This is a genomic window from Spirillospora sp. NPDC046719, from assembly GCF_040645715.1.
GTDB lineage: Bacteria > Actinomycetota > Actinomycetes > Streptosporangiales > Streptosporangiaceae > Spirillospora.
Genome location: NZ_JBEYYT010000043.1, coordinates 1 through 19,571 on the forward strand (window position 1 = coordinate 1; position 19,571 = coordinate 19,571).

Annotated in this window: 16 protein-coding genes, 1 tRNA gene and 3 pseudogenes; 8 read left to right on the forward strand and 12 right to left on the reverse strand. The window is 63.5% G+C overall.

The features are described 5' to 3' along the window. Positions 1–43: 43 nt before the first annotated feature. A complete protein-coding gene (locus tag ABZ914_RS10730) occupies positions 44–499 on the reverse strand; it encodes a GatB/YqeY domain-containing protein (RefSeq protein ID WP_500192785.1) in 456 nt (151 codons plus the stop codon). Positions 500–592: 93 nt separating this feature from the next. Between ABZ914_RS10730 and ABZ914_RS10735 the strand changes: the two genes are divergently transcribed. The 4 genes from ABZ914_RS10735 to ABZ914_RS10750 all read left to right on the forward strand — a co-directional run bounded on the left by ABZ914_RS10735 (position 593) and on the right by ABZ914_RS10750 (position 3,329). Continuing rightward, a complete protein-coding gene (locus ABZ914_RS10735; protein WP_372442450.1) occupies positions 593–1,489 on the forward strand; it encodes a metallophosphoesterase in 897 nt (298 codons plus the stop codon). After that, the gene (locus ABZ914_RS10740) at positions 1,486–2,115 is read left to right on the forward strand and encodes a class I SAM-dependent methyltransferase (RefSeq protein ID WP_500192786.1); all 630 of its coding nucleotides are present in this window, start codon (positions 1,486–1,488) and stop codon (positions 2,113–2,115) included. The genes ABZ914_RS10735 and ABZ914_RS10740 overlap by 4 nt, the downstream gene beginning before the upstream one ends. A 37-nt stretch (positions 2,116–2,152) precedes the next feature. Next, positions 2,153–2,226, forward strand: a tRNA-Pro gene (locus ABZ914_RS10745). 317 nt (positions 2,227–2,543) lie between these two features. Further along, a complete protein-coding gene (locus ABZ914_RS10750) occupies positions 2,544–3,329 on the forward strand; it encodes a helix-turn-helix domain-containing protein (RefSeq protein ID WP_500192787.1) in 786 nt (261 codons plus the stop codon). 77 nt (positions 3,330–3,406) lie between these two features. On the opposite strand, the gene ABZ914_RS10755 is transcribed toward ABZ914_RS10750, so the two are convergent. From ABZ914_RS10755 to ABZ914_RS10780, 6 genes are all read right to left on the reverse strand, one after another. Next, positions 3,407–3,694: a hypothetical protein gene (locus tag ABZ914_RS10755; RefSeq protein ID WP_500192788.1), complete on the reverse strand. Its 288-nt coding sequence runs from the start codon at positions 3,692–3,694 to the stop codon at positions 3,407–3,409. Positions 3,695–4,692: 998 nt separating this feature from the next. Beyond that, on the reverse strand, positions 4,693–4,863 hold the full coding sequence (locus ABZ914_RS10760) for a hypothetical protein (RefSeq protein ID WP_500192789.1): 171 nt from the start codon (positions 4,861–4,863) through the stop codon (positions 4,693–4,695). 169 nt (positions 4,864–5,032) lie between these two features. Continuing rightward, positions 5,033–7,498, reverse strand: coding sequence for a tetratricopeptide repeat protein (locus tag ABZ914_RS10765; RefSeq protein WP_500192790.1), 2,466 nt, complete (start codon positions 7,496–7,498; stop codon positions 5,033–5,035). Positions 7,499–7,839: 341 nt separating this feature from the next. After that, positions 7,840–8,034, reverse strand: a complete 195-nt coding sequence (locus ABZ914_RS10770) for a helix-turn-helix domain-containing protein (RefSeq protein WP_500192791.1) — start codon at positions 8,032–8,034, stop codon at positions 7,840–7,842. A gap of 11 nt (positions 8,035–8,045) precedes the next feature. Continuing rightward, a complete protein-coding gene (locus tag ABZ914_RS10775; RefSeq protein WP_500192792.1) occupies positions 8,046–8,612 on the reverse strand; it encodes a hypothetical protein in 567 nt (188 codons plus the stop codon). Positions 8,613–9,742: 1,130 nt separating this feature from the next. Then, on the reverse strand, positions 9,743–10,582 hold the full coding sequence (locus tag ABZ914_RS10780) for a hypothetical protein (RefSeq protein WP_500192793.1): 840 nt from the start codon (positions 10,580–10,582) through the stop codon (positions 9,743–9,745). Between the two features lie 557 nt (positions 10,583–11,139). Here ABZ914_RS10780 and ABZ914_RS10785 point away from each other — a divergent pair. Beyond that, positions 11,140–11,652 (forward strand): annotated as a pseudogene (locus ABZ914_RS10785) (transposase); the annotation flags it as partial. Between the two features lie 64 nt (positions 11,653–11,716). On the opposite strand, the gene ABZ914_RS10790 reads toward ABZ914_RS10785, so the two are convergent. Next, positions 11,717–11,938: a tyrosine-type recombinase/integrase gene (locus ABZ914_RS10790; RefSeq protein ID WP_500192812.1), complete on the reverse strand. Its 222-nt coding sequence runs from the start codon at positions 11,936–11,938 to the stop codon at positions 11,717–11,719. Between the two features lie 149 nt (positions 11,939–12,087). Here ABZ914_RS10790 and ABZ914_RS10795 point away from each other — a divergent pair, with 149 nt between their 5' ends. Beyond that, positions 12,088–12,315 carry a hypothetical protein gene (locus tag ABZ914_RS10795; protein ID WP_500192794.1) on the forward strand — a complete coding sequence of 76 codons (228 nt, stop codon included), beginning with the start codon at positions 12,088–12,090 and terminating at the stop codon, positions 12,313–12,315. A 425-nt stretch (positions 12,316–12,740) separates the two neighbouring features. On the opposite strand, the gene ABZ914_RS10800 is transcribed toward ABZ914_RS10795, so the two are convergent. The 3 genes and pseudogenes from ABZ914_RS10800 to ABZ914_RS10810 all read right to left on the reverse strand — a co-directional run. Then, the gene (locus ABZ914_RS10800) at positions 12,741–15,455 is read right to left on the reverse strand and encodes an ATP-dependent DNA helicase (protein ID WP_500192795.1); all 2,715 of its coding nucleotides are present in this window, start codon (positions 15,453–15,455) and stop codon (positions 12,741–12,743) included. A 133-nt stretch (positions 15,456–15,588) separates the two neighbouring features. Beyond that, positions 15,589–15,789 carry a helix-turn-helix domain-containing protein gene (locus ABZ914_RS10805; RefSeq protein ID WP_500192796.1) on the reverse strand — a complete coding sequence of 67 codons (201 nt, stop codon included), beginning with the start codon at positions 15,787–15,789 and terminating at the stop codon, positions 15,589–15,591. Between the two features lie 452 nt (positions 15,790–16,241). Continuing rightward, positions 16,242–16,348, reverse strand: a pseudogene (locus tag ABZ914_RS10810) (IS5/IS1182 family transposase); the annotation flags it as partial. Positions 16,349–16,858: 510 nt separating this feature from the next. Between ABZ914_RS10810 and ABZ914_RS10815 the strand changes: the two are divergent. After that, positions 16,859–17,398, forward strand: coding sequence for a hypothetical protein (locus ABZ914_RS10815; protein ID WP_500192797.1), 540 nt, complete (start codon positions 16,859–16,861; stop codon positions 17,396–17,398). A 208-nt stretch (positions 17,399–17,606) separates the two neighbouring features. On the opposite strand, the gene ABZ914_RS10820 is transcribed toward ABZ914_RS10815, so the two are convergent. Then, entirely contained in the window at positions 17,607–18,917 is a 1,311-nt protein-coding gene (locus ABZ914_RS10820) for a hypothetical protein (protein ID WP_500192798.1), read from the reverse strand. Between the two features lie 207 nt (positions 18,918–19,124). Between ABZ914_RS10820 and ABZ914_RS10825 the strand changes: the two are divergent. Further along, positions 19,125–19,382: pseudogene (locus tag ABZ914_RS10825) on the forward strand (outer membrane protein assembly factor BamB family protein); the annotation flags it as partial. Positions 19,383–19,571 lie beyond the last annotated feature (189 nt).

Here is a 19,571-nt window from a genome sequence, read left to right on the forward strand (position 1 = left end):
CCGCCGGGCACGGGAAGGGCCCGGCGACCGCCGGGCCCTTCGCTCACTGCGCGAGCTGCCGCTTGACCTCCGCGGCGACCCGCCCGCCCTCGGCGCGCCCCGCGACCTTCGGGTTCACGACCTTCATGACCTGCCCCATCGCCCGCGGCCCCGCCGCGCCCGCCTCGGCGATGGCGTCCGCGACCAGCGCGGTCAGCTCCTCGTCGGACAGCTGCGCGGGCAGGTACTCCTCCAGCACCGCGCCCTCGTCCCGCTCCGCCTGCGCCTGCTCGGCGCGGCCCGCGTCCCCGAACGCCGTCGCGGCCTCCCGGCGCTTCTTCGCCTCCCGGGTCAGCACCTTCACCACGTCGTCGTCGGACAGCTCGCGCGACCGCTTGCCGGCGACCTCCTCGTTCTTCACGGCCGTCAGCGCCATCCGCAGCGTCCGCGTGCGGACGTCGTCGCGCGCCTTCATCGCCGCCGACAGGTCGGTCTCGAGCTTCTCCTTCAGGGCACTCATGGTCACATCATGCCCGCACGAACCCGGCCGCCTCATCAGGATTACCGCGAGGTGCCCATCTCTGGAACCATGGGAACCAGAGAAGGGAGAACCGTGCGAAAGATCTACGCCGCGTCCCTCGGCCTCCTGGGCGCGGGCGCCGCTACCTTCGGGTACGCCTCGGTGATCGAGCGGAACTGGTTCCGGCTCCGCCGGTTCGACGTGCCGGTGCTGCCGCCCGGCCGCCCCTCGGTCAAGATCCTCCACATCTCCGACGCGCACCTCACGCCCGGACGCTCCCGCCTCATCCACTGGGTCCGCTCCCTGGACGCCCTGGAGCCCGACCTCGTCGTCAACACCGGCGACACCCTCTCGCACCGCGACGCGATCGGCCCCTTCCTGGACGCCCTCGGCCCGCTCCTGGACCGTCCCGGCGTCTTCGTCTACGGGTCCAACGACCTGTACTCCCCGATCTTCAAGAACCCGCTGCGCTACATCTGGCGCACCAGCAAGTCCGACTACAAGCGGCACCGCCGCGAGCCCGACCTGCCCTACCGCGAGCTCGGCTCGTCCCTGCAGGCCGCCGGATGGCTCGACCTGAACAACCGCATCGGGCGCCTCAAGGTCGGCGAGCTCGACGTCGAGTTCGGCGGGATCGACGACTCCCACATCAACCGCGACCGCTACGACAAGGTCGCCGGCCCCGTCGACCCGCAGGCCGACGTCCACCTCGGCGTGATGCACTCGCCCGAGCCCCGCAACCTCGACCGCTTCGCCGCCGACGGCTACGACCTCCTCCTCGCCGGCCACACCCACGGCGGCCAGGTCTGCGTCCCGTTCTACGGCGCCCTCGCCACCAACTGCGGCATCGACCGGCCCCGCGTCAAGGGCCTGCACCGGCACCGCGGCTCCTGGCTGCACGTCTCCGCCGGCCTCGGCACGTCCCCGAAGGCCCCCATGCGCTTCTGCTGCCCCCCGGAGGCGTCCCTCCTCACCCTCGTCCCCCGGTGAACTGGCGGACCTCCCGCCTCCAGGCCGCCCTCTACGACGCGGGCGTCCACAACCCCACCGTCTCCCGCCTGGCCGCCCGCGCCCTGTGGGGCTACGACATAACCCACCTATGGCGCAGCCTCGCCATCCGCCCCGAGGGCCCCACCCTCGACATCCCCTGCGGCGGCGGCCTGGCGCCCCCTACGGGCCACCACGTCTCCGCCGACCTCTCCCCGGCCATGCTCCACCGAGCCCGCCGCCGAGGCGCCCGAACCCTCGTCCAAGCGGACATAACGAACCTCCCCTTCCCCTCGGCCACCTTCGCCACCTGCCTCACCTACAACGGCCTCCACTGCCTTCCCGACCCCGCGGAGGCCGTCTCCGAACTGGCCCGCGTCCTCCGCCCGGGCGGCACCCTCCGGGGCACCACCCTCGTCCGCGGCACCTCCCCCCGCCACGACGCCCTCTTCGCCCTCATGCGCCGCCTCGGCCTCTTCGGCCCCTCCGGCACCACCGCCGATCTCCACGCCTGGCTCACCGCCGCCGGCCTGACCGACATCGCCCTCACCCCGTCCGGCGCCGTGACCGGCTTCACAGCCCGAAAATCAGGGACGCAGCACTCCCGAACATCCGCTAAAGTGGTCTAGGCGCCGGGAGCACGTACGACTCCCGGGCAGCCACCACCGGGGTGTAGCGCAGCTTGGCAGCGCGCTTCGTTCGGGACGAAGAGGTCGTGGGTTCAAATCCCGCCACCCCGACAGATAACGCCAGGTCAGAGGCCGGTTCTCCACCAAGGAGACCGGCCTCAAGATCTTTTGTCCGCGATCCGTCCGCGAACCCAACCGTCACCCCCGAACACCGTCCGCCACGGACCAGCACTGAGCGGATTTTGCTCCACCGCTTCCGCGTTCAGATCCACGCCCCCGTCCGCACGCGTCCAAGCACCCTAAACGGACATAGCTCCGCGTTCCCAACGGGCCAGTAGAAGACCCAACGTGGCCGCTGCCCAGGACAGTGCTCAACACTCGCCTTGGGCATAACTCCCAAGGGTCGTTCCTCGGACTACGGGGCCGCCATGAGCAAGAACCTCGGTACGCTCGTTCGATCTGCCCGCGTCGCCCACGGCTGGACGCAACGCGACCTCGCCGACCACCTTCACTGCTCTCGCTCGATCGTCTCGCGCCTGGAGACCGGCGCACAGCCCTTGGACGACGTTCACACCCTCCGCCGCCTCGCCAACGTCCTACAGATCTCCCCAACGGCGCTGGGGATCACCGCTACGGTGACGATTCAGCCACCCGCGGACGACGATGTGCGGCGCCGTCAGCTCTTGACCAACCTCGCCGTAACCGCTGCTGCCGCCAGCCCTCCAACTCGTGCCATCGCATCCGCAGCCGCGGACGCACAAGCAAGACCCACGGACCTCCTCGTTGCCGGAGTCCGCAGCGCCATACTGACCACAGGCTCTGTGGCCGCCCCAAGCCCTCCCGCCCAACTCCGTGCCACGCTCGCCTCCGCGATCCGCGCCTACGACAACTGCGAGTACGCCAAGCTCGCCACTGTCCTCCCGCAGCTGATTACCAACGCCCACGCCACTGACAGCACCACCGACACCGTCCTGGCTGAGACCTACACCCTGGTCACACGCCTAGTGATCAAGTTGGACGACCAGCTCGGGTGGATCCCAGCAGACCGGGCTCGCATTCTCGCTGCAACGAACGGCGCCCCCCTCGTAGCTAGCGAAGCGGCCCGCAACCTAGCCGTCCTGGCACGCCGCGCCGGCTGCCGCCGCAAACGCGACAGCGTCCACCACGCCACCCACGGCATCGCCCTCACGCACGACCTGGCGATAGCCGGCTGACCGGCTCGGAGGACGCCAGAACACCGGCAGCACGCCTGGCCGCGCTTCTCGACCGTTACTGGACAGCCTTTAGGTTCCTAAGGTGTGTATTGCACCGGATGGTCCATCCGCATAGCTCGGCGGATCAGAACAAGGGTTTCCGGCGCTGATGCAAAGAACGCCTCCGTAGCGAGTGCGGATTGATCGTCACCCCGGGTGCGAGCGGCCTGAGCTGCCCATTCCGGGGACCAATCCGGGTTGGCCATGGGCAATGCCCAGCCAATCAGGAAGCATGCGGATGTACGACTGTAGACATCCACGGTCCGCCCCCCGCCTGCATAGAAGGTAGAGCGGATCGACAACGTCTCGCCGGTCGCGATGCTCACGACATGATGCTCACTTGCCAGGGGATGCGGCCTTCGGCGGCGCTTGAACATGGTCGGGAACCCTTCAAGCGAGGTGGGGGTAAACGCACAACACCGTGTTCTACAGCAAATGCGTCACTACCGTCAGGCTTTTCCGCATCGTGTCCAAGTGTGGACTGTGCTGCCGGCGGCTCGGCAGGCTTGTTAGCATTCGCTCTCACAATGCGCCTGGCATGTTGACTTTGAATGCGCAAGGGCGTCTTTGGTCAGGCGACCGGGCGACGCGGCGCGCCGGGACCTGACGCGACAGACCGCCCGCCCCGGCGCGCCGGGGCGGGCGGTCGCCAGCAACCGCGTAGCGGGCGCCTTGAAGACGTAGAGAGAGTTTTCATCCGGCTCAAGGGCTGTCTCTGGCTGAGCTGCGGTTATGAGATGAGCTTGGTGAGGGCTCGGAGGTTTGGTCTGCGAGGCTGACGGCTGCGCCTAGGCGGTTGTCGATGGTGAGGTGTGCGGCCTTGGGGGTCTTCGGTTGAGGCCGGCGGTGTACTCGTCCCAGTGCGCGAGCCTCCAGCCATCGCGGGTGGCGTCGAGCAGCTCGATGCATTCGTGCATGTGTCAATGTCGCCGTGAACCCAGATCGCGGTCGCGTCCACACCCTTGGCCTGGCAGCGGTGGATGAGGCGCGGCGCGATCGTGCCTTCTGGCGTTCTTCGCCGGTGAAGAGGTGCGCATACTGTGGACGCAGGACGTGAGCTTCCACGGTGAGATCTCGCCGGCCATGGTTCCAAAGGGTTATTGTACCCGCCCGAAGGTTTGTCGGCCCAGAGGAGCTGCTTGGCGACGGCCGCGAACGACTCGACATAGTACGGCTGGGTTGAGCGGCCAACCTGACCAGATCGGCAGTTCGACCCCGTCCCTGCCCACACCACGTGACCAGCCAAAAGGCCCGAAACTTGATCAGGTTCCGGACCTGTTGACGGCAACGGTGACAGCAACAGCCTCCGCCGAGCACATCCCAGCTACCCGAGCGCCGCCCGCTGCTCGTCGAGGGCCGCGTGCACGTAGAGCGTCGTGGTCACCTTGATGTCGCTGTGCCCGACGATGTCGCGGACGATGGGCCGTGGGACACCGAGCGCCAGGGAGCGCGAGTATCGATCATCCTGACGCCCCCATTCATCGACGAACTCCACAACCCGTCATCTGCAGGCACCGGCTGGTGTTGTAGACCAGCTCTCGCTTGGCTGTCTGCTAGATCGCCACCATGGCTCGATGGAAATCCCGTTCACATTCGTCCATGTCTGATCTCCTAAGAGGTCACAACAAAACGTGCATACAGCGCATAGGCCATCTCGCCTCGGTTTACCCGCGCGCGGCGGAGCGGGCTCGTTTCAAGAGTCGGCTAACTGACCTAATGGCCGGGTGATCCTGATCGTATGTCGCCTCGAAACCAGGAATTGCCGCCTCCAGAATGCCAACCGCCCGCTCTGGATACCCAGTCGCTAAATAACTTCCAGCGAGACTATGAACGAATGCAAGAGTATAGGGGTGACCCGCTCCGAGCGTGGAAGCAGCGTCCTTTAAATTCTGCTCTTTGAGTAAAAGTCCAGTGCGGCCCAGCTCAACCTTCTCCGCCAGGGCGTTTATCATCTCCTTTTCACTGTCGACACCTTCCCTTGCGCCTTCGCCCCAAAGCGGCATTAATTCTTGCGCTCGGATCGAGATTTCGATGTACGCGCAAGCCAGAGCGTCACGCGCATCCATAGCACCGATCTCATTAATGTCGAAATGCCACTCGTAGCGAGATAGTGTTCTTTCTAGGATGACGAGCGACTCTTGCGACTGTCCAATCCTTAAGTAGTGCCGCCCGAGATTGGTGTACGCGGTCAAGGTATCCGGATGATGAGGACCAAGCTCCTCACTCTGCTGGAGCGCAGTCTCTTCCAATAGGGGAGTTGCTTTTTCGGACTTTCCATAATTGCTGTAAGCGAGCGCCAGGTTGCTGCGCGAAGTCCGCGTATGCCGATGCCCCTTGCCCAGAAGACGTTCCCGGTCCAGAAGGTTCTTCTCATAGATCGGTATCGCCAGTTCAAGCTCACCTAAGTGTTCATAGACGCAGGCCACGTCATTACGAAAGCTCATTGTAAGCGTATCGTCCTCCCCGAGAAGACGCTCGGACACCGCCAGAGCCCGAAGCTGACAGTCGAGCGCATGCTTGTAAATGGCGTGTTCAGCCAGGAAAGCTCCTGTGGTGTTCAGCAGAACTCCCGTGAACATCGAATCGTCTTCAGGTAGAGATTGCCGACTCAGATGACCGATGTGCGGTAGAATGGTTTGCCACCAAGGCCACGTGTCGGGAGCTTCGGTATCTCTAGGGGCGGCCGCCAACAAAGCCCTGGCCGCCCGATCCTTTGCCACTGCGATATCGTTCGGTTGCCGGTGAATGTCGTTGACGTCGGGAGTGCGGGCAACAGCCTGGACGAGGCGATGTGTACCGATGACCGCGTCATTCGCCGAAATCAGATTGTAGGCGGCGAGCCGTCCGATGGCGGCCTCAGTCTGGGGCACTCCACCGAACTCCTCAGCCAAGGCCCGCACCAGTACACGAGGAATATCATTGGGCGCGAACCAGGCAAGTGTGCGCAGTAGGTCGCCAGTGTTCGGAAATGTGGAAACGAGGTGGTCAAGAGTGGCACGCCAAACGCGCGCCACCGTCCGGTTAATATCTTCGTACGAGGCGGGCCAGTGCGCGTACATCTCAGCTGGATAGTCGCGCAACATCTCCAAGTACTCACGGGAACCACAGCCAGTCTCGGCTATATAGCCGGAAGCCTGTTCAATTGCCAGCGGGAGATGACCAAGCTCGGCGCACAGATCCTCCGCTGCCTCCATACTTGCGGCTGACTGATTCAAATTCCGCGCAAGCAGATCGACAGCCTGATCAGGCTCTAGCACCCCAAGGGACAAGACATGAGCGGAGAACCGCTGCCAGCCGGTCGCCAATCGACTGGTGACAAGCACACGCCCTGTCCGGCAGCGACCTAGCAGTGACGCTACATCGCCGGGTTTGACGACGTTGTCCAAGATCAGCAGCCAGCCGCCATGCGACGCGAGCCAGTTGACCGCACGCACGGCCAGCGATTCCAGCCGCTCTTGCCCTGCGGCGGGGTCGAGTGCGATGGCCAGTCCCGCAAGGCCTTGCTGCAGGGACTGCTCATTGTCAGCCGTCAGCCACCATGTCAAATGGTGGTCGTTCACATGCCTCTGGGCCCAGTGTGCGGCCAAAGTCGATTTGCCCACACCACCTAGGCCGTGCATGACGATGACCTGCCCCGACGCCGCCGGAGAGAGTCCGCCCTCCGCGTCATGCGTGATGAGCGTCTGGTCAAGCCACGCCAGTTCGCGAACGCGACCGACGAAGATGCCTTCACCTCGATAAGGTAGATGAATGGGTCCTCTTGTCATACCCATGATCTGCTCGACCTGGCCGTCGCTCAGGTCGATGCCGTCATTCTGCGCGATCTGTGCCCGCTTCCACTCCTGCAACTCATCGGCCGAGTACACCTGTGGATGGTCGTCCACCCAGCTGTGGTGTTGGCGACACAACAGCAGGAGGTTCGGCTCGGTATCAATCTTCTCAGGTGCGAAAGATGGGTCGTGCCTAGGACCATTCGGCTTGCCGGAGCGGATATGGGCGATCTCAACGTCGACGCTCAGGGCCCCCCGGTGCTCGGCGATCAGGGCGCGACCACAGCCGGGATAGGCGCACCGGTTCGCGCGGCCGAACAGCATCTTGCAGAGAGCCGCATTGGGGGTGAACGAACTCACGGCGATACTCTAGACCGCTGAGACCCCGTTGGAGGCGGCGCTGAGCCGTACTGGGTCAGGTGAAGTCCTTCGAGCCAGTCATGATCTTGGCTGACAAGGAGGCTGACCGCGATGGCGGCACTACGGTAAGTACCCTCAAGAGGTCCGGGAGCGGGGCTGTCCGCCTGGCGGTGGAGTCGGATCGGCCGATCGCGCAGGGCACGGCCGAGCACGAGGAGCTCATGCGGCTGCGCTAGGAGAACACCGAACTCATTTGGGCCAACGAGATCTTTGAGGCCTCCAGTCACGCTCGCGACCATGCCAGGGCTACCAAGTGGTGCACGAGGAGGATCCGTGCAGGGCTAGCTGCTGCTGGACATAAGGCGTAGGAGGTCGGCGGTGACTACTCGGTAGGTGGTGCCTATGCGGATGACCTTGCAGGGGAAGCGGTTCTCGCGGGCGAGCTGGTAGGCGCGCGTTCGGCCGAGGCCGAGGGCTCGGGCGGCGGTCTCGATGGTTGTTGTGGTGGGGAGGGCGGCGAGCTCTTCGTGGGTCATCGGCTCCATGCTCAGGCCTCCGGAGTGTTCGCTCGGCGGATGCGGATGAAGCGGCTTCGCTCGCCGGCTGGAGGCGGTGCAAGGAGCGCCGGATCGTTGATCGGTCTGGGGAAGTCGTTGGCCGCCGCTGCTACTCCGACGTCGTCCACGTGGGTTTCGCCCTCGATGGTTGGGGGCGCTTCGCGTCCGTGGGTGGTGCGGGAGTGGACGGCGTTGATGGTCGATTGGGCATCGCTGAGAGCCGCGCAGAGGGCTCGGGCGTGCTGTCTGGCTTCGGCTAGAGCTTGGCCGTGGCGGCTTAGGGCGTCGGCGAGGTCTTCGGCCTGGTCGTGACCGAGACGGTCGGCTTGCAGCTCCCGGAAGAAGAAGCGGTTGATCTGGTCGAGGACCTGATCGAGGCCGTAGGTGGCTGCGCTGAGGTTGCCGAAGATGGTGTACGCGGTGCCGGGGAGGGTGAGGCTCGGAGGGCCGGCCGTGGCGTGGTTGAGCTGGCGGACGTGTTCGTAGAGATTGCTCGCGAGGTCCGCTGTTTGGTCGTCGTTACGAACGGTAGCGGGTGTCTGCCTGTGGTCGGTCATGTGGATGTGTCCTTGTAGATACGGGGCCCGCTTGAGGGCTGTAATCGGTCATGGCTTCGCCTCTCTTGCGTGGTGGTCGTGAGGTAGTGCAGGTCTGCTGGCGCGGACGCTGCACCGATGCACTGCTTGCGCATTGTTGACACTGTTTACGCTCTGTAGTATGCAGAGACGCTGATCTTTGTGCCAGGACCAGGACGGCGTGGCGCCGGGGTTGCGTGGTCGGGTTACCGCGATGGGCCACGGCGACGGTGAGGGCTGGGGTGGGTCGGTGTGGGAGCGCTGGGTCCGTATGGGCTGCCTGCGAGCTGGTCGCCAAGGGGTACGGGGAAGGCTGTGGCAGCGAGGCGCGCCGCGTTCTGCTCCGCCGTGTAGTTCGGCGGTGTCCGTGGCAGCGTGGGGGAAGGTGGCCGCGGAGTTGGTCGGCTGAGTCTGCTGAGTTGGGCTGCACAGCCTTGCGGGCGGCAGCTGCCTGGGCAGCGCGTTGCTGCAGCTGCCGGTACTCTGCGATCGCGTCGATCAGGTCGGCGACGAAGAGAGCGAGGGCCTCACTCTCGATCCCCCCTGGCCGGACTGGTTGTTCATCCTTGACGAACTTCGAGACTGGGCAGATGCACGCAGGCCCACCCGGGTTGTCGCCTAGGTTGAGTCCACACCAGGAGGCGGCGAGCGGCGGGAAGAAGATGCTTCGTAACGACGAGTACTTCAATCACGGGTGAAAGCCGACACTGGACCCTTTTATTGACAGCAGGCAACTTTCCAGAAAACGTTCCATCCTTCTAGATGCCGCCCCAAGGAAAACATAGCGCGGGCATCACACCGATGTCTCGAACCTCGAAACACTCAGCCAAACCGGACCGAACATCAAGGACACCCCGATACACCACAGCACGTCACCTACAACGGCGTCGCTGTCGGTGGCTGCGGATGCGAATGCTGTCGGAGCCTTCACCCTCCATCGAGCTGCCCGCCGAACTGAAGGAAAGATTCTCCCGACCCACATGCACGCCCAGTCGCTGACGAAACCAGTTTAAAGCACTCATCACCTCCAAGTCTTTATCATCTGATCACTTGGGGGCCTTTTGATCTCCGAGGCGCGGGAGCCGACAGGAACGGAAGGCAAGGTTGATACCTCACCCATCATCTTTCTGTCGACTTTTCCTACGTCTCCGTTCTCTCTCATTCTGAGCTTTACCGCAAGCATTTGAACAATATTTCACTCCGGATTTTCGATGCTGGCCATACTTGGCCGTTCCAATCTGCTGTGAGAATCGGCGGCCACACGTCTCATTTGCACATACCCTCACTGGGACTTTATTGACCATCAGATTATAGAGCTGCAGACATGCAACCGCATATACGCTTACACTTCGCTCCTGCGGGAGATCCACACCGACATGAAATTTGGACAATGCAACGTCCAGGAGGTCCACAAATCTATCTCGCCGCTCGTGCCAGAAAATATAAAGCATGACCTCTTCTTCGCTTGCCGCTAGCTTGCCCATGAAATCGACATATGAGATCTCCAAGTCTTCCTCAATTTCTTTCCTCTTCGCGCCTATGTACTCACTCGTAAATTCTCGTTCCGCCAAAGCTTCCAGGCCGCCGGGGGTCTTCATCGCGATCCAGGTTTCAGCCAGAAAGTGCATCGCTTTGAAATGGAGCTCAATCTCGAGTGCAGTAAAGAACTGGTTCTCTGAGACTCCAAGCCTTGGCAGTTTTATATTTCTTTCCAGCTCTATCCTCCTCGCCTTCACTGCAAGTTCAGGAGTGTCGGGGGTGGGGAGCTCTTGCAAATTTGGACCGAAGAGTTCACCGTAGTTTTCGTAAATATCTGCCGCCCGCCCTAGATCATTAGGGTCGAGACCTAGCCCCTCTCTTAATATAAACTCCTCGGGAAACTCGACATAGTTTCCGGGATTCTCGTAGCTAAAGATGAAGTCGTTACCTATCTGGACATCAGGTACTGACATGACTTGCGGAATAGGTAGAGGACTTCCTGGCCACAACTTGAGATCGAAGAGTCCCGTGGGGGGAAGTAGTGGGGACACCTTGCCTTGCCTCCAGAGTGAGGGTGAGGGAACACTGTTGAGCGTATCCCCGTGCAGGGCCAACATGCTGGAGATTCATAGATGGCACACACGCCCTATCAAGAGACAGAATCTGGATCCCCATGCCTGCCAGCGACAGCCTAGAACCGCCAGAACGTTCAGGAAGACCAGACCAAGCAGCTACCCGCTCTTGGCGCTACTGGGTCATTCTGGCCACAGGAGTCTTCTCAGTAGTAGCCCTTGCAGTGGCCTATCCTTCTCTAGCCGCACCACTTGCTCTAGGCCTATCTTCTGCAGAAGCAATCCATCGCTCTATCAGCAGGCGATCACACTAACCAGTGTGACTGGTTACGGCTCGTGCCGCGGGACTGTCCTGAAGATCGTGTGGGTGGGGTGGTGATCCGGAAGGCTGGGGCTGGTGCCACGGCCGGGAAGGATCACACGTGACCAACCACGACGAGGACGAGCCGCAGGGCGGGCTGGATGGGCAGCTCGCGGCCGAGCTGCTCGAGAAGGCCAAGGCGCAGGGGGTGCCACTGGTCGGGCCGGACGGACTGCTTGCCGGGATCACCAAGACCGTGCTGCAGGCCGCTCTGGAGGCCGAGGTGACCGAGCATCTGGGCTATGAGCGAGGCGAACGCCCGGCCGCTCCGTCCGGCAACCACCGCAACGGCACCTCGGCAAAGACGGTGTCGACCGAGGTCGGGCCGGTGCGGATCGAGGTGCCGCGGGACCGATCGGGGGTGTTCGAGCCGCAGATCGTGCCCAAGCACGCCCGCCGGGTCGAGGGGTTCGACGAGGCGATCGTGTCGCTGTATGCCAAGGGCCTGACCACGGGTGAGATCCGTGCGCACCAGGCCGAGATCTACCAGGTCCAGGTCTCGCGTGACCTGATCTCGCGGGTCACCGACAAAGTCGTGGAGGAGATGGAGGCCTGGCGGGCTCGGCCGCTCGATGCGGTGTATCTGGTCGTGCTGATCGACGCCCTCTACCGTTGTCCACGGCCATCGTGTTCTCTTCTCCTTCGGCCTTGGTCAGGATCACGCGATGGCCATCTCACGTCACGACGCCATACCATCTGACCAGGTCAAACTCATACACCACCTCCATGGACGCAACCAGATCGACTCCGGCATCCAGCATGGTGGTCACGAAGGTGTGGCGGAGCATGTGCGGGTGCATCCGCGGCAGTCGGACGACGGATGCGGCGGCGAGCCGGCGCAGGCGGCGGGTGGCGGCGTGCCGATCCATCCGGGGCCCGCGGGTGTTGAGCAGGATCGACCCCGGCCGTCCGGTCGCAAATGGCGCGGTCGATCCCTCTGCCGACCGCCGGCGGGAGAGGTATCAGGACGATCCGTGTGCCCTTGCCGACGACGCGTAGGACCCAGTGGCCGTGTTCCTCGCCCAGATCGTCGATGTCGGCGCCGGTGGCCTCGAAGATCCGCAACCCGAGCAGCCCGAGCATCGCCACCAGCGCGAAATCGATGGAATGGGACGATGCGCGTGCGGCCGACAGCAAAGCCTCGAACTGCAGATGCGAGAGTCCGAGCGTGGGGAAATTCGGGTGGGATGTTGGGGCGGCGGACGTGGTCGGCGGGCGAGTGCTCGAGAATCCCGTCGATCACGCAGGTGCGGTAGAAGCCCGCCACTACTGACAGGCGTCGGGACACAGTCGAAGGCCGGAGCCGGCGGACCTCCTGCAGCAACCGCACGTATATCTCCACCTGCGCGCGCCGTACTGCCAAGGGCTCCAGCCGCCGTTCGGCGCACCAGGCCAGGTAAAACCGCAGGTCTGACTCGGTGTGCATGCGTGAGTCGCCCTTGTAGCGGGCCAGGTAGGCGAGCATTGCCAGCCGCAGGACGTCCCACTCGCGGTTCCGGCACCGGGCGGCGTGCCCAGAAGCTCATCGAAGGAAGTCATACTTGCGACGCTGCGCCAGGATCAGACCCAAGACCAGACCAACCACACGCGGCATAAGGGGATGTTCCTGCTGGTGAACGTCGCTGGCCGTTCCCTTTCTAGGTTCCGTACCTCGTTCTCCCGGTTCCTACCTGTACCCCTGCCTGGGTGTTCCTCGACTCATGGAGAACGCCGGGGCCCACCGACGGGCGTAAGTCCACGGCGCTTCGAGAGAATTGCGACGTCCTTTGGGCTTCTGCCTCGCTGAAGATTCTTCAGTACAGACTGCTGCGTCTCTGGTGTCCAGAAGATCTTGAGGCTCTCCCGTGCTCGAGTGACGGCCGTGTAGAAGATGCTGTGTGTGATGTCGTCCTCGTTGGCATCGGTGATGACGATCTTCACTGAGTCGTACTCGAGGCCCTGCGCCCTATGTATCGAGACCGCGTAGGCGACCTGGAACGGCACGGAGGTGTTGAGTGAATCGTCGTCCTCGTCGCTGATGTCGTGGTCGTAGACGGAGAAGCGGACGGTCGAGCCCTCCACCCACTCCAGATCTCCGCCGCCGACGTCGATTTCCTTGAGCGGCCGGTCCAACTCGACATCGAACTGGATCTGGCCTCGCGCGACGTTGATGTGGACGATCCGGCCCTTTAGATTGTTGGAAATCACCGGACGGAACCGCTCGGTCTCATGGAACAGGACAGGATCGCCGACCTTGTAGGTGGAGACACGCCAAGTCGTCGCCGGGTTCGGGTTGCTGCTCTGAAGGAAGCGGTTGACGTTGTTGATACCGTACAGCCCGTCGTAGTTCAGGCAGAGGATGATCTCATCGAGACGCTGAGGCTCGAACAGAGACTTGTTGAGCACGGTCGAGTAGCCGTTACGGGCGATGGCCTCGGCGATATCGTTCTCGAGGTTGCGCACCTTGCCCCAGAAACCCAGGAGCGACTCGCTGGTGGTTCGGAACGGAGTCGTTAGCTCGAACACCGAAGCGCTAGGGATGAACGAACGGATGATGCTGAACCAGTTGCCGAACTGGATTGACTCGATCTGGTAGACGTCGCCGACCAGGACGAGCAACTTAAAGGACGTCTTCTCCAACACCTTGAGCAGGTCAGCGTTGCTAACGGTGCTGCACTCGTCGATGACCAGAAGGTCGTACTCCAGATCCGAGGCAGTCTGGTAGATCTGGCTGCTGATCGTCCGGAAGGTCGAGCCCTCGGCAGTGACTCTGCGCTTTAAGTTGTCGATCGCCGGGTTGGTGTGAGCCAGGAAGAGCTTGGTCTGGTCGTTGAAGTAGTTCGCGATATGATCGACCATCGTTGACTTGCCCGTGCCAGCCGCGCCGTAGACCAAGGCCACCTTCGACTGGCTGAACAGACGTGTGAGCGCATCCCTCTTGGCCTCGTCATCGATGCCGCGAGGTGCCTCATTTAGCCAGCTTTCGACGGCTACCGTGTAGCCGTCGATCCCGGACGAGGCATACTTCTGTAGCTTCTCGACGATGGCGACAGTGTCGTCCTCGTATCCGCGGATGAAAACCTGGCCCTTGTCCTGCAGCAGCTGGCGCCCACGGTGCTTGTAGTAGAGCAAGCTGTTGTAGGTGGCGATCAGCTCGGCGACGTCTCCGAACTCCTCGAGATCGGCGTTGGGCGTGTAGAGCATTCCGTGGCGGTCGACGTTGTTTTGCACTCGCCGAGCGAGCAACTCGTGGTTTCGGTCGGTCGTGTCGAGGCTCTCAACGAGGTCCCAGTAGCGCGGGTTGTGCCCCGGCAGTGAGGTGCAGAAGGGCATCTGGTCGAACGGGATGCAGCCGTAGAGCAGGTTCAGGCCGGACAGACGTTCACAACTCTCCCAGTTGTACTGCAACCTGAGAACCTGATTGTGCATCCGAAGCATGAGGTAGCGGATGACGTTGTGTCCCGGAGTGGCCGACCGCACGATGCGACGTGCCTCGTCCAGTACCGGGAAGATTTGCGCCTTGATGACACCGACCGTGCCCTCGGCCTTGATCGCCGTGTACTTGTCACCGGGCATGTCGATTAGATCGAGCAAGCTGTCCGAGCCCACGGTCAGAGCCCGCATCAGATAGCCGTACTCGGTGGAATTGGTCCGGACCTTGGTGGTGATGCCCAAGAGACGCGCGAAGTTGTCGAATTCGCAAGGCCGAATCGACACCTCCCATTCACTGATGAGCGTGATCGGCATCGTCTGGTCGAGGACGGTGATCGAGTCACGCTGGAGCGTCAGGATCGCCGAGTACTTATCGGTCATGTCGATGTCAGTGAACGCGATCATGCGGTCAAACTTGCTGACATGGTTGACAGCTCGGTAAAAGGTGACCTCGTAGTAGATACGTCCGCCAACGAAGAACGGGCGCGTCTTATGGATGTAGTAGCGATGCCGCGCTCCACTGCCTGACGCCGTCGAACGCAGTACCTCGATCCGAGCAGCGATCTTCTCGTGGTACTCGCGCAGCGACGGGTCGAGATCGACCGGGAACGACTCCAGGTTCGCCAGCACGGCAATCCTGCAGCTGTCCCATAGCAAGGTGCGGATGCGCAGGAGGTACTCGTAGTACTTGAGCATCAGGCGCTCGGAGGCATCCCCGTCCAGCGTGTAGTGCGACGCACTGATCTGGATGAGCTTGTGGAACTTCCCGAGGAAGTTCAGTTTCGCCTTGGCCTTGACGAAATCGAGTCCCGGATCGATTGCCGCGTAGTTGTACTCAGCGTCATCCGTGCCCGTGTGCAGACGGACGGCGGTGCCTTCGATCAAGTTTCGAAGCTGAGCAAGGACGTTCTGTGACAGTAGAGCGCGCTGATCCGGCAGCGAGTCGATGTTCCGACAGATCGCCGCATCTGTGCTCTGGATGTGCTCCACGACCGTGGTCATGAACCTTCACCTCTTTGCTTCGCCGACCGTCTCGTCGAATGCCTGCTGATCTGTTCCAACTCACGCCTGTTCAGCGCAGGGGCGGACAGCCCCCCGGCCGCCACTGCGAGCAGGTCGCCCGGACTCACGATGCTCACGCAGACGGAGCAGGGCGACGCAAGGCAGCACTGCCAGAACCGGAGGGGTTCGGGAGCGTCTGCCGGGCAGCTACCGACAAGGCGCGATCCCACGCTGAGCGCACGAGGCGCGGCGCGAAGAACCCACATACGGCCATAACAACATCCGCATCGACGGTGCCCAGCACGCCCGCACGTGCTCCCACGTGAACGCCCACCGGCCCAGCCCGAACTTCCGTCCGGCCTCAGCGAATATCGCCTCGCCCCCAGAGCCGCAGCCAGGGCGATCGCCTCAGTAAAGCGCGCGCCCGTTCCTCAGGGGCAGCGCAGGATCATCAGCAATCGCCATGGCCAAGAGGCTGGCAGGCCACCCGCATGAGGTGCAACGCCATTTTACAGAGGGGGGCCACTCCCCGGACCCAATCACAAGATGTTGCAGATCATCACTTTCTGTAACGCTGGCTCGTGGTACGACCGGAGGACACGGCATCAGGTGGACGGTCTGGCTGCATGAGAGTGCATCCGCCGGCTGCTATCAATGACAGCTGGCCGTCACCTACGGCGTCAGCCGCGAACTAGTGAACTCATTTCATCCTTGAGTGGGTGTGGGTGGTGCGGTGGTTCTCTAGAACGGCGATGGCTTTGACGAGGTGGGGTGGCCAGCCTAGTTCGGGCTGCAGCACAGTTTGCGTAGGATCCGCCATGAGTTGAGCTGGGCATTTGCTCGTTCGAGGCCCGCGGGAGCTTGACGCGTGCCCGGTTCGCCCGCTGCTGCGACCTCGACCCGTCCTTGCCCTTTTGGTCGTGATCACCACCGACACCTCGGCTCCTTGGTAGGCATTGTCGGCCAGGATGAGGATGTCGGCCTTCTCCAGCTACCGCTGGATGCCCGGCTCGCGGGCGGCGGTCAGGTAGCGGGTGTAGTCGTGGTGATCAGCCTGTCTACCAGGGGTTCTTCTGCTTCGAGCGCTAACCTTCAGGCTGCTAATAGGGCCATGACCTGAACACGTCTTTACCAGGGGATGAGAGGGGTCTAGTGCGGCAGCCGGATTGGGATGCAAATCTCATCTCCCTTGGCTGTCCAACGCCGCACGGATGCATCGAGAATGTCCGCTCATCGGCATGAGCGGACGTTCCCCATCCGGAGTTCGTACGCGGCGTTGATCTCGCTGGGGCTGGAGTTGCCGGAATCACGGTGACGGCGGATGTCGGCCTGCACGCAATGACCGCATCTCTTCCAGAGCTGATTAGAGGCTGTCTACCTACGCGATGGGGCGGACCGGAGGAGTGAGCGCGGTGCTGATGGTTCGGGCGAAGCCGGCACGTCACCGGGCCGGCGTCATCGCGATGGTGACTGCCCATGCCGCGTGGCTGCGCGAGCGGCAACTCCGAGTCCCCGACGATGTCGCCGCGACGCTGGCCAGCCAGCTCGGAGAAGCCGAGTGGCCGGTGTGGGTGCTGGAGGACGAAGGGACCGTGCTCGGCTGCACTACCGTGCTGGAGGAGTGCCCGGCATGGGCCTACACCGACGCCGAGCGCGCCGAGTCTTCGTACTTTCTGGCGTCGACCTGGACCCGGCCCACCGACGGTGCCCGGCTCGGGCACGTGATCGCACGATGGGCATTGGACCATGCCGCCCGGACTAGCCGGTCGCATGTGCGACGCGGTGCGTTTCATGCGCGGCTGGCGGACTACTACTGCCGGGAGCAAGGGTTGCGGCTGCTGCGCGAGGTCGAGCGGCGGGGCCGAACCGCCTACATCATGTCCCGCCCCGCGGAGCAGCAGCCGGACCTGCCGGTGCTGACCCTGACTGCCCCGACCGAGTGAGGAAACTCAATCCCGCCTCCAGCATCAGCGGCTGGTACAGACCAAATCGCTGACCAGTAGTGGGGGCCAGCCCGGCATCCTTAGTTCTCTCAACCGGGCGGCCTACGCGCGCGAACAGCGGGACTCAAGGTCGCGAGGCCAGGGAGCGAGAGCAAGGAGAAATCGAGCGTCTCACACGACGCACCAACTGAGCGCGAGCACGCCAAACCTATGCCGGCAGCGCCGGGAACACGACTACCGCGCCGTCCTTGTCGCGAGCAATCTCTATCGCCACGTCCGTTGCGCGGCCGTCAAACGTAACGCCGTCGCCCAGCTTGCGAACCCTGTGCGCCGCGCGCATCAAGCGCTCGACTTCACTGGTCGTGAAGACGGGCCGCAGACCGGACGGGCGTGCCAGCTCCAACGTCGACAGGCGTACGAGGACACCGGCGATGCCCGCCTCCAGGTCGTCGAGGCGCTGCTGGTGGTCCTTGAGGTTGCGGATGAAGTTCTCGAACGGGTTGCCGGGGTCGCTCTGAGCATGCTCGACGGCCTGGAGGACGATGACCCGCCGCTCCAGCGCGATCGCCAGCGCGGCGAGTTCGAGGTGGGCGCGGAACATGCCGCCACAGTCGTCGGCGAGACCGGGGAACGACTTGGTCAGTGTGCCAATTTCGACGGGCGCGCCGTCGGGCAGCGCGTCGAGGGCGCTCCGCCACTTGGCGAGGCGGCGTTCGGCGGCGACCAGCGCCGTGCTGATGGCGTATGACGCGGAGTCCAGCCCCAGCGAGACACCGAGCTTGCCCTGGTCGAGCAGGATGGCGGTGGCTTTGTCGATGGCGTCGCGGCAGCCGTCGAGCTGGTTGCGTTCGTCCTCGAGCTTGTCTTCGTGCAGTTGCTCCAACAGTTCTGTGATGTGCTCGATGGCCTGCTGGCGTTTGTAGTCGGCGTGCGCGCTAATCCCCACCGCTACGGCCATAAGTACGAGCGGCGCAGCCACGGTGAACGCCGCGCTACCTCCGACCACGACGCCGGCTGTGGTACCGGCTCCGCCGGCTGCGCCTGCTGCTGCCGCTTTACCGACTGGCACGAAAGTCGCGCCGCCGACGATGCCGGTCGAGTTCACGAGTGGACCACGGATTCCACCGGCCACCGCCTTGGATGCCATCGGGCGAACGATGCCCTGACCGAGCTGGGCGGCGAACTTCGCCGGAACCACCATGCGATACAAGGCCTCACCGGAGGCGGTCGCCGTGGCCGCCGCGGAGGAACGCTGCGCTGATTGCGTGATGAGCTGCGACAGGTGCTGCGCCAAGGGACTCGCTGCATCCAGCGGGATACCTGGGCCGCGGTCGAGCTTGTCAGGCAGCGGATGCACCTCGAGTGTGGCGATTGGCTCGTCGGCCAGGGCGGCCAGGACGCTGCGCAGTTCAGCCAGGCGCTCGGCCGTCATCGGCTCGTCTCCGGTCAGAGCGGGCACCCGGACGTCAGCAGTCGCCAGCGTCCACACCGGAACGTTTGCCGCGCGGTCGTCAGTCATCGTCTCCCCTTGTTCTCCATCGAGAGACTAATGCCCGTTCCCGCTGTTTTCAGGTGAGCAACCGATCCGGGTGGATCACTGGCCTAGACGGGCCAGGCGGGCAACCGTAGGACGGTGAGCAACCTCTGGACTCCAGGAAATTGGTGAGCTTGCTGCAATCAGCAGAGCGTCACCTATGCCGCGAGGTTCACGAGCCGCGCCCACACAACAAGGCAGAAGCCACTGACAAGGGCGAGGGCTGTCAACGCCTCGACGTCCCTGGACGTCTCGGACGACACGGTCTATGCCGCCTTTACCTCAGGAACGGTCGTGGCACTGGACGCCGTGACGGGCGCGATGCGTTGGAGGCACTCGCTCCGAGTCGGCGCAAGTCCGGCGGTTGCACTGTCGCTCACCGCGCCGTCTCCCGGCCGCCTCGTCCTGGGGACGACGGACGGCCGAATCCTCGACTGCACAGTGCCCTGAGCACCTCGCTCAGATTCAGCCCCTCCGGTGGGAGCCACTTGTCCAGATCAGATCGTTCCTGGGAACGCATCGCGCCCATGGAGGTCGTCCGGGTTCGCATGAACTCGTGAGCGGGGAGGGGGGGGTTTTGCGGCCCACCGCGCGCACAGGCGGGGATCGGGGGGTTGTGCGGGGGGGGGGTTTTGGGTG

Coding starts and splice junctions, on each gene's coding strand:
- ABZ914_RS10820 (WP_500192798.1), bottom strand. CDS start 18,917: ATGACTGACGACCGCGCGGCAAACGTTCCGGTGTGGACGCTGGCGACT.
- ABZ914_RS10800 (WP_500192795.1), bottom strand. CDS start 15,455: ATGACCACGGTCGTGGAGCACATCCAGAGCACAGATGCGGCGATCTGT.
- ABZ914_RS10730 (WP_500192785.1), bottom strand. CDS start 499: ATGAGTGCCCTGAAGGAGAAGCTCGAGACCGACCTGTCGGCGGCGATG.
- ABZ914_RS10750 (WP_500192787.1), top strand. CDS start 2,544: ATGAGCAAGAACCTCGGTACGCTCGTTCGATCTGCCCGCGTCGCCCAC.
- ABZ914_RS10775 (WP_500192792.1), bottom strand. CDS start 8,612: ATGACCGACCACAGGCAGACACCCGCTACCGTTCGTAACGACGACCAA.
- ABZ914_RS10770 (WP_500192791.1), bottom strand. CDS start 8,034: ATGACCCACGAAGAGCTCGCCGCCCTCCCCACCACAACAACCATCGAG.
- ABZ914_RS10780 (WP_500192793.1), bottom strand. CDS start 10,582: ATGTCAGTACCTGATGTCCAGATAGGTAACGACTTCATCTTTAGCTAC.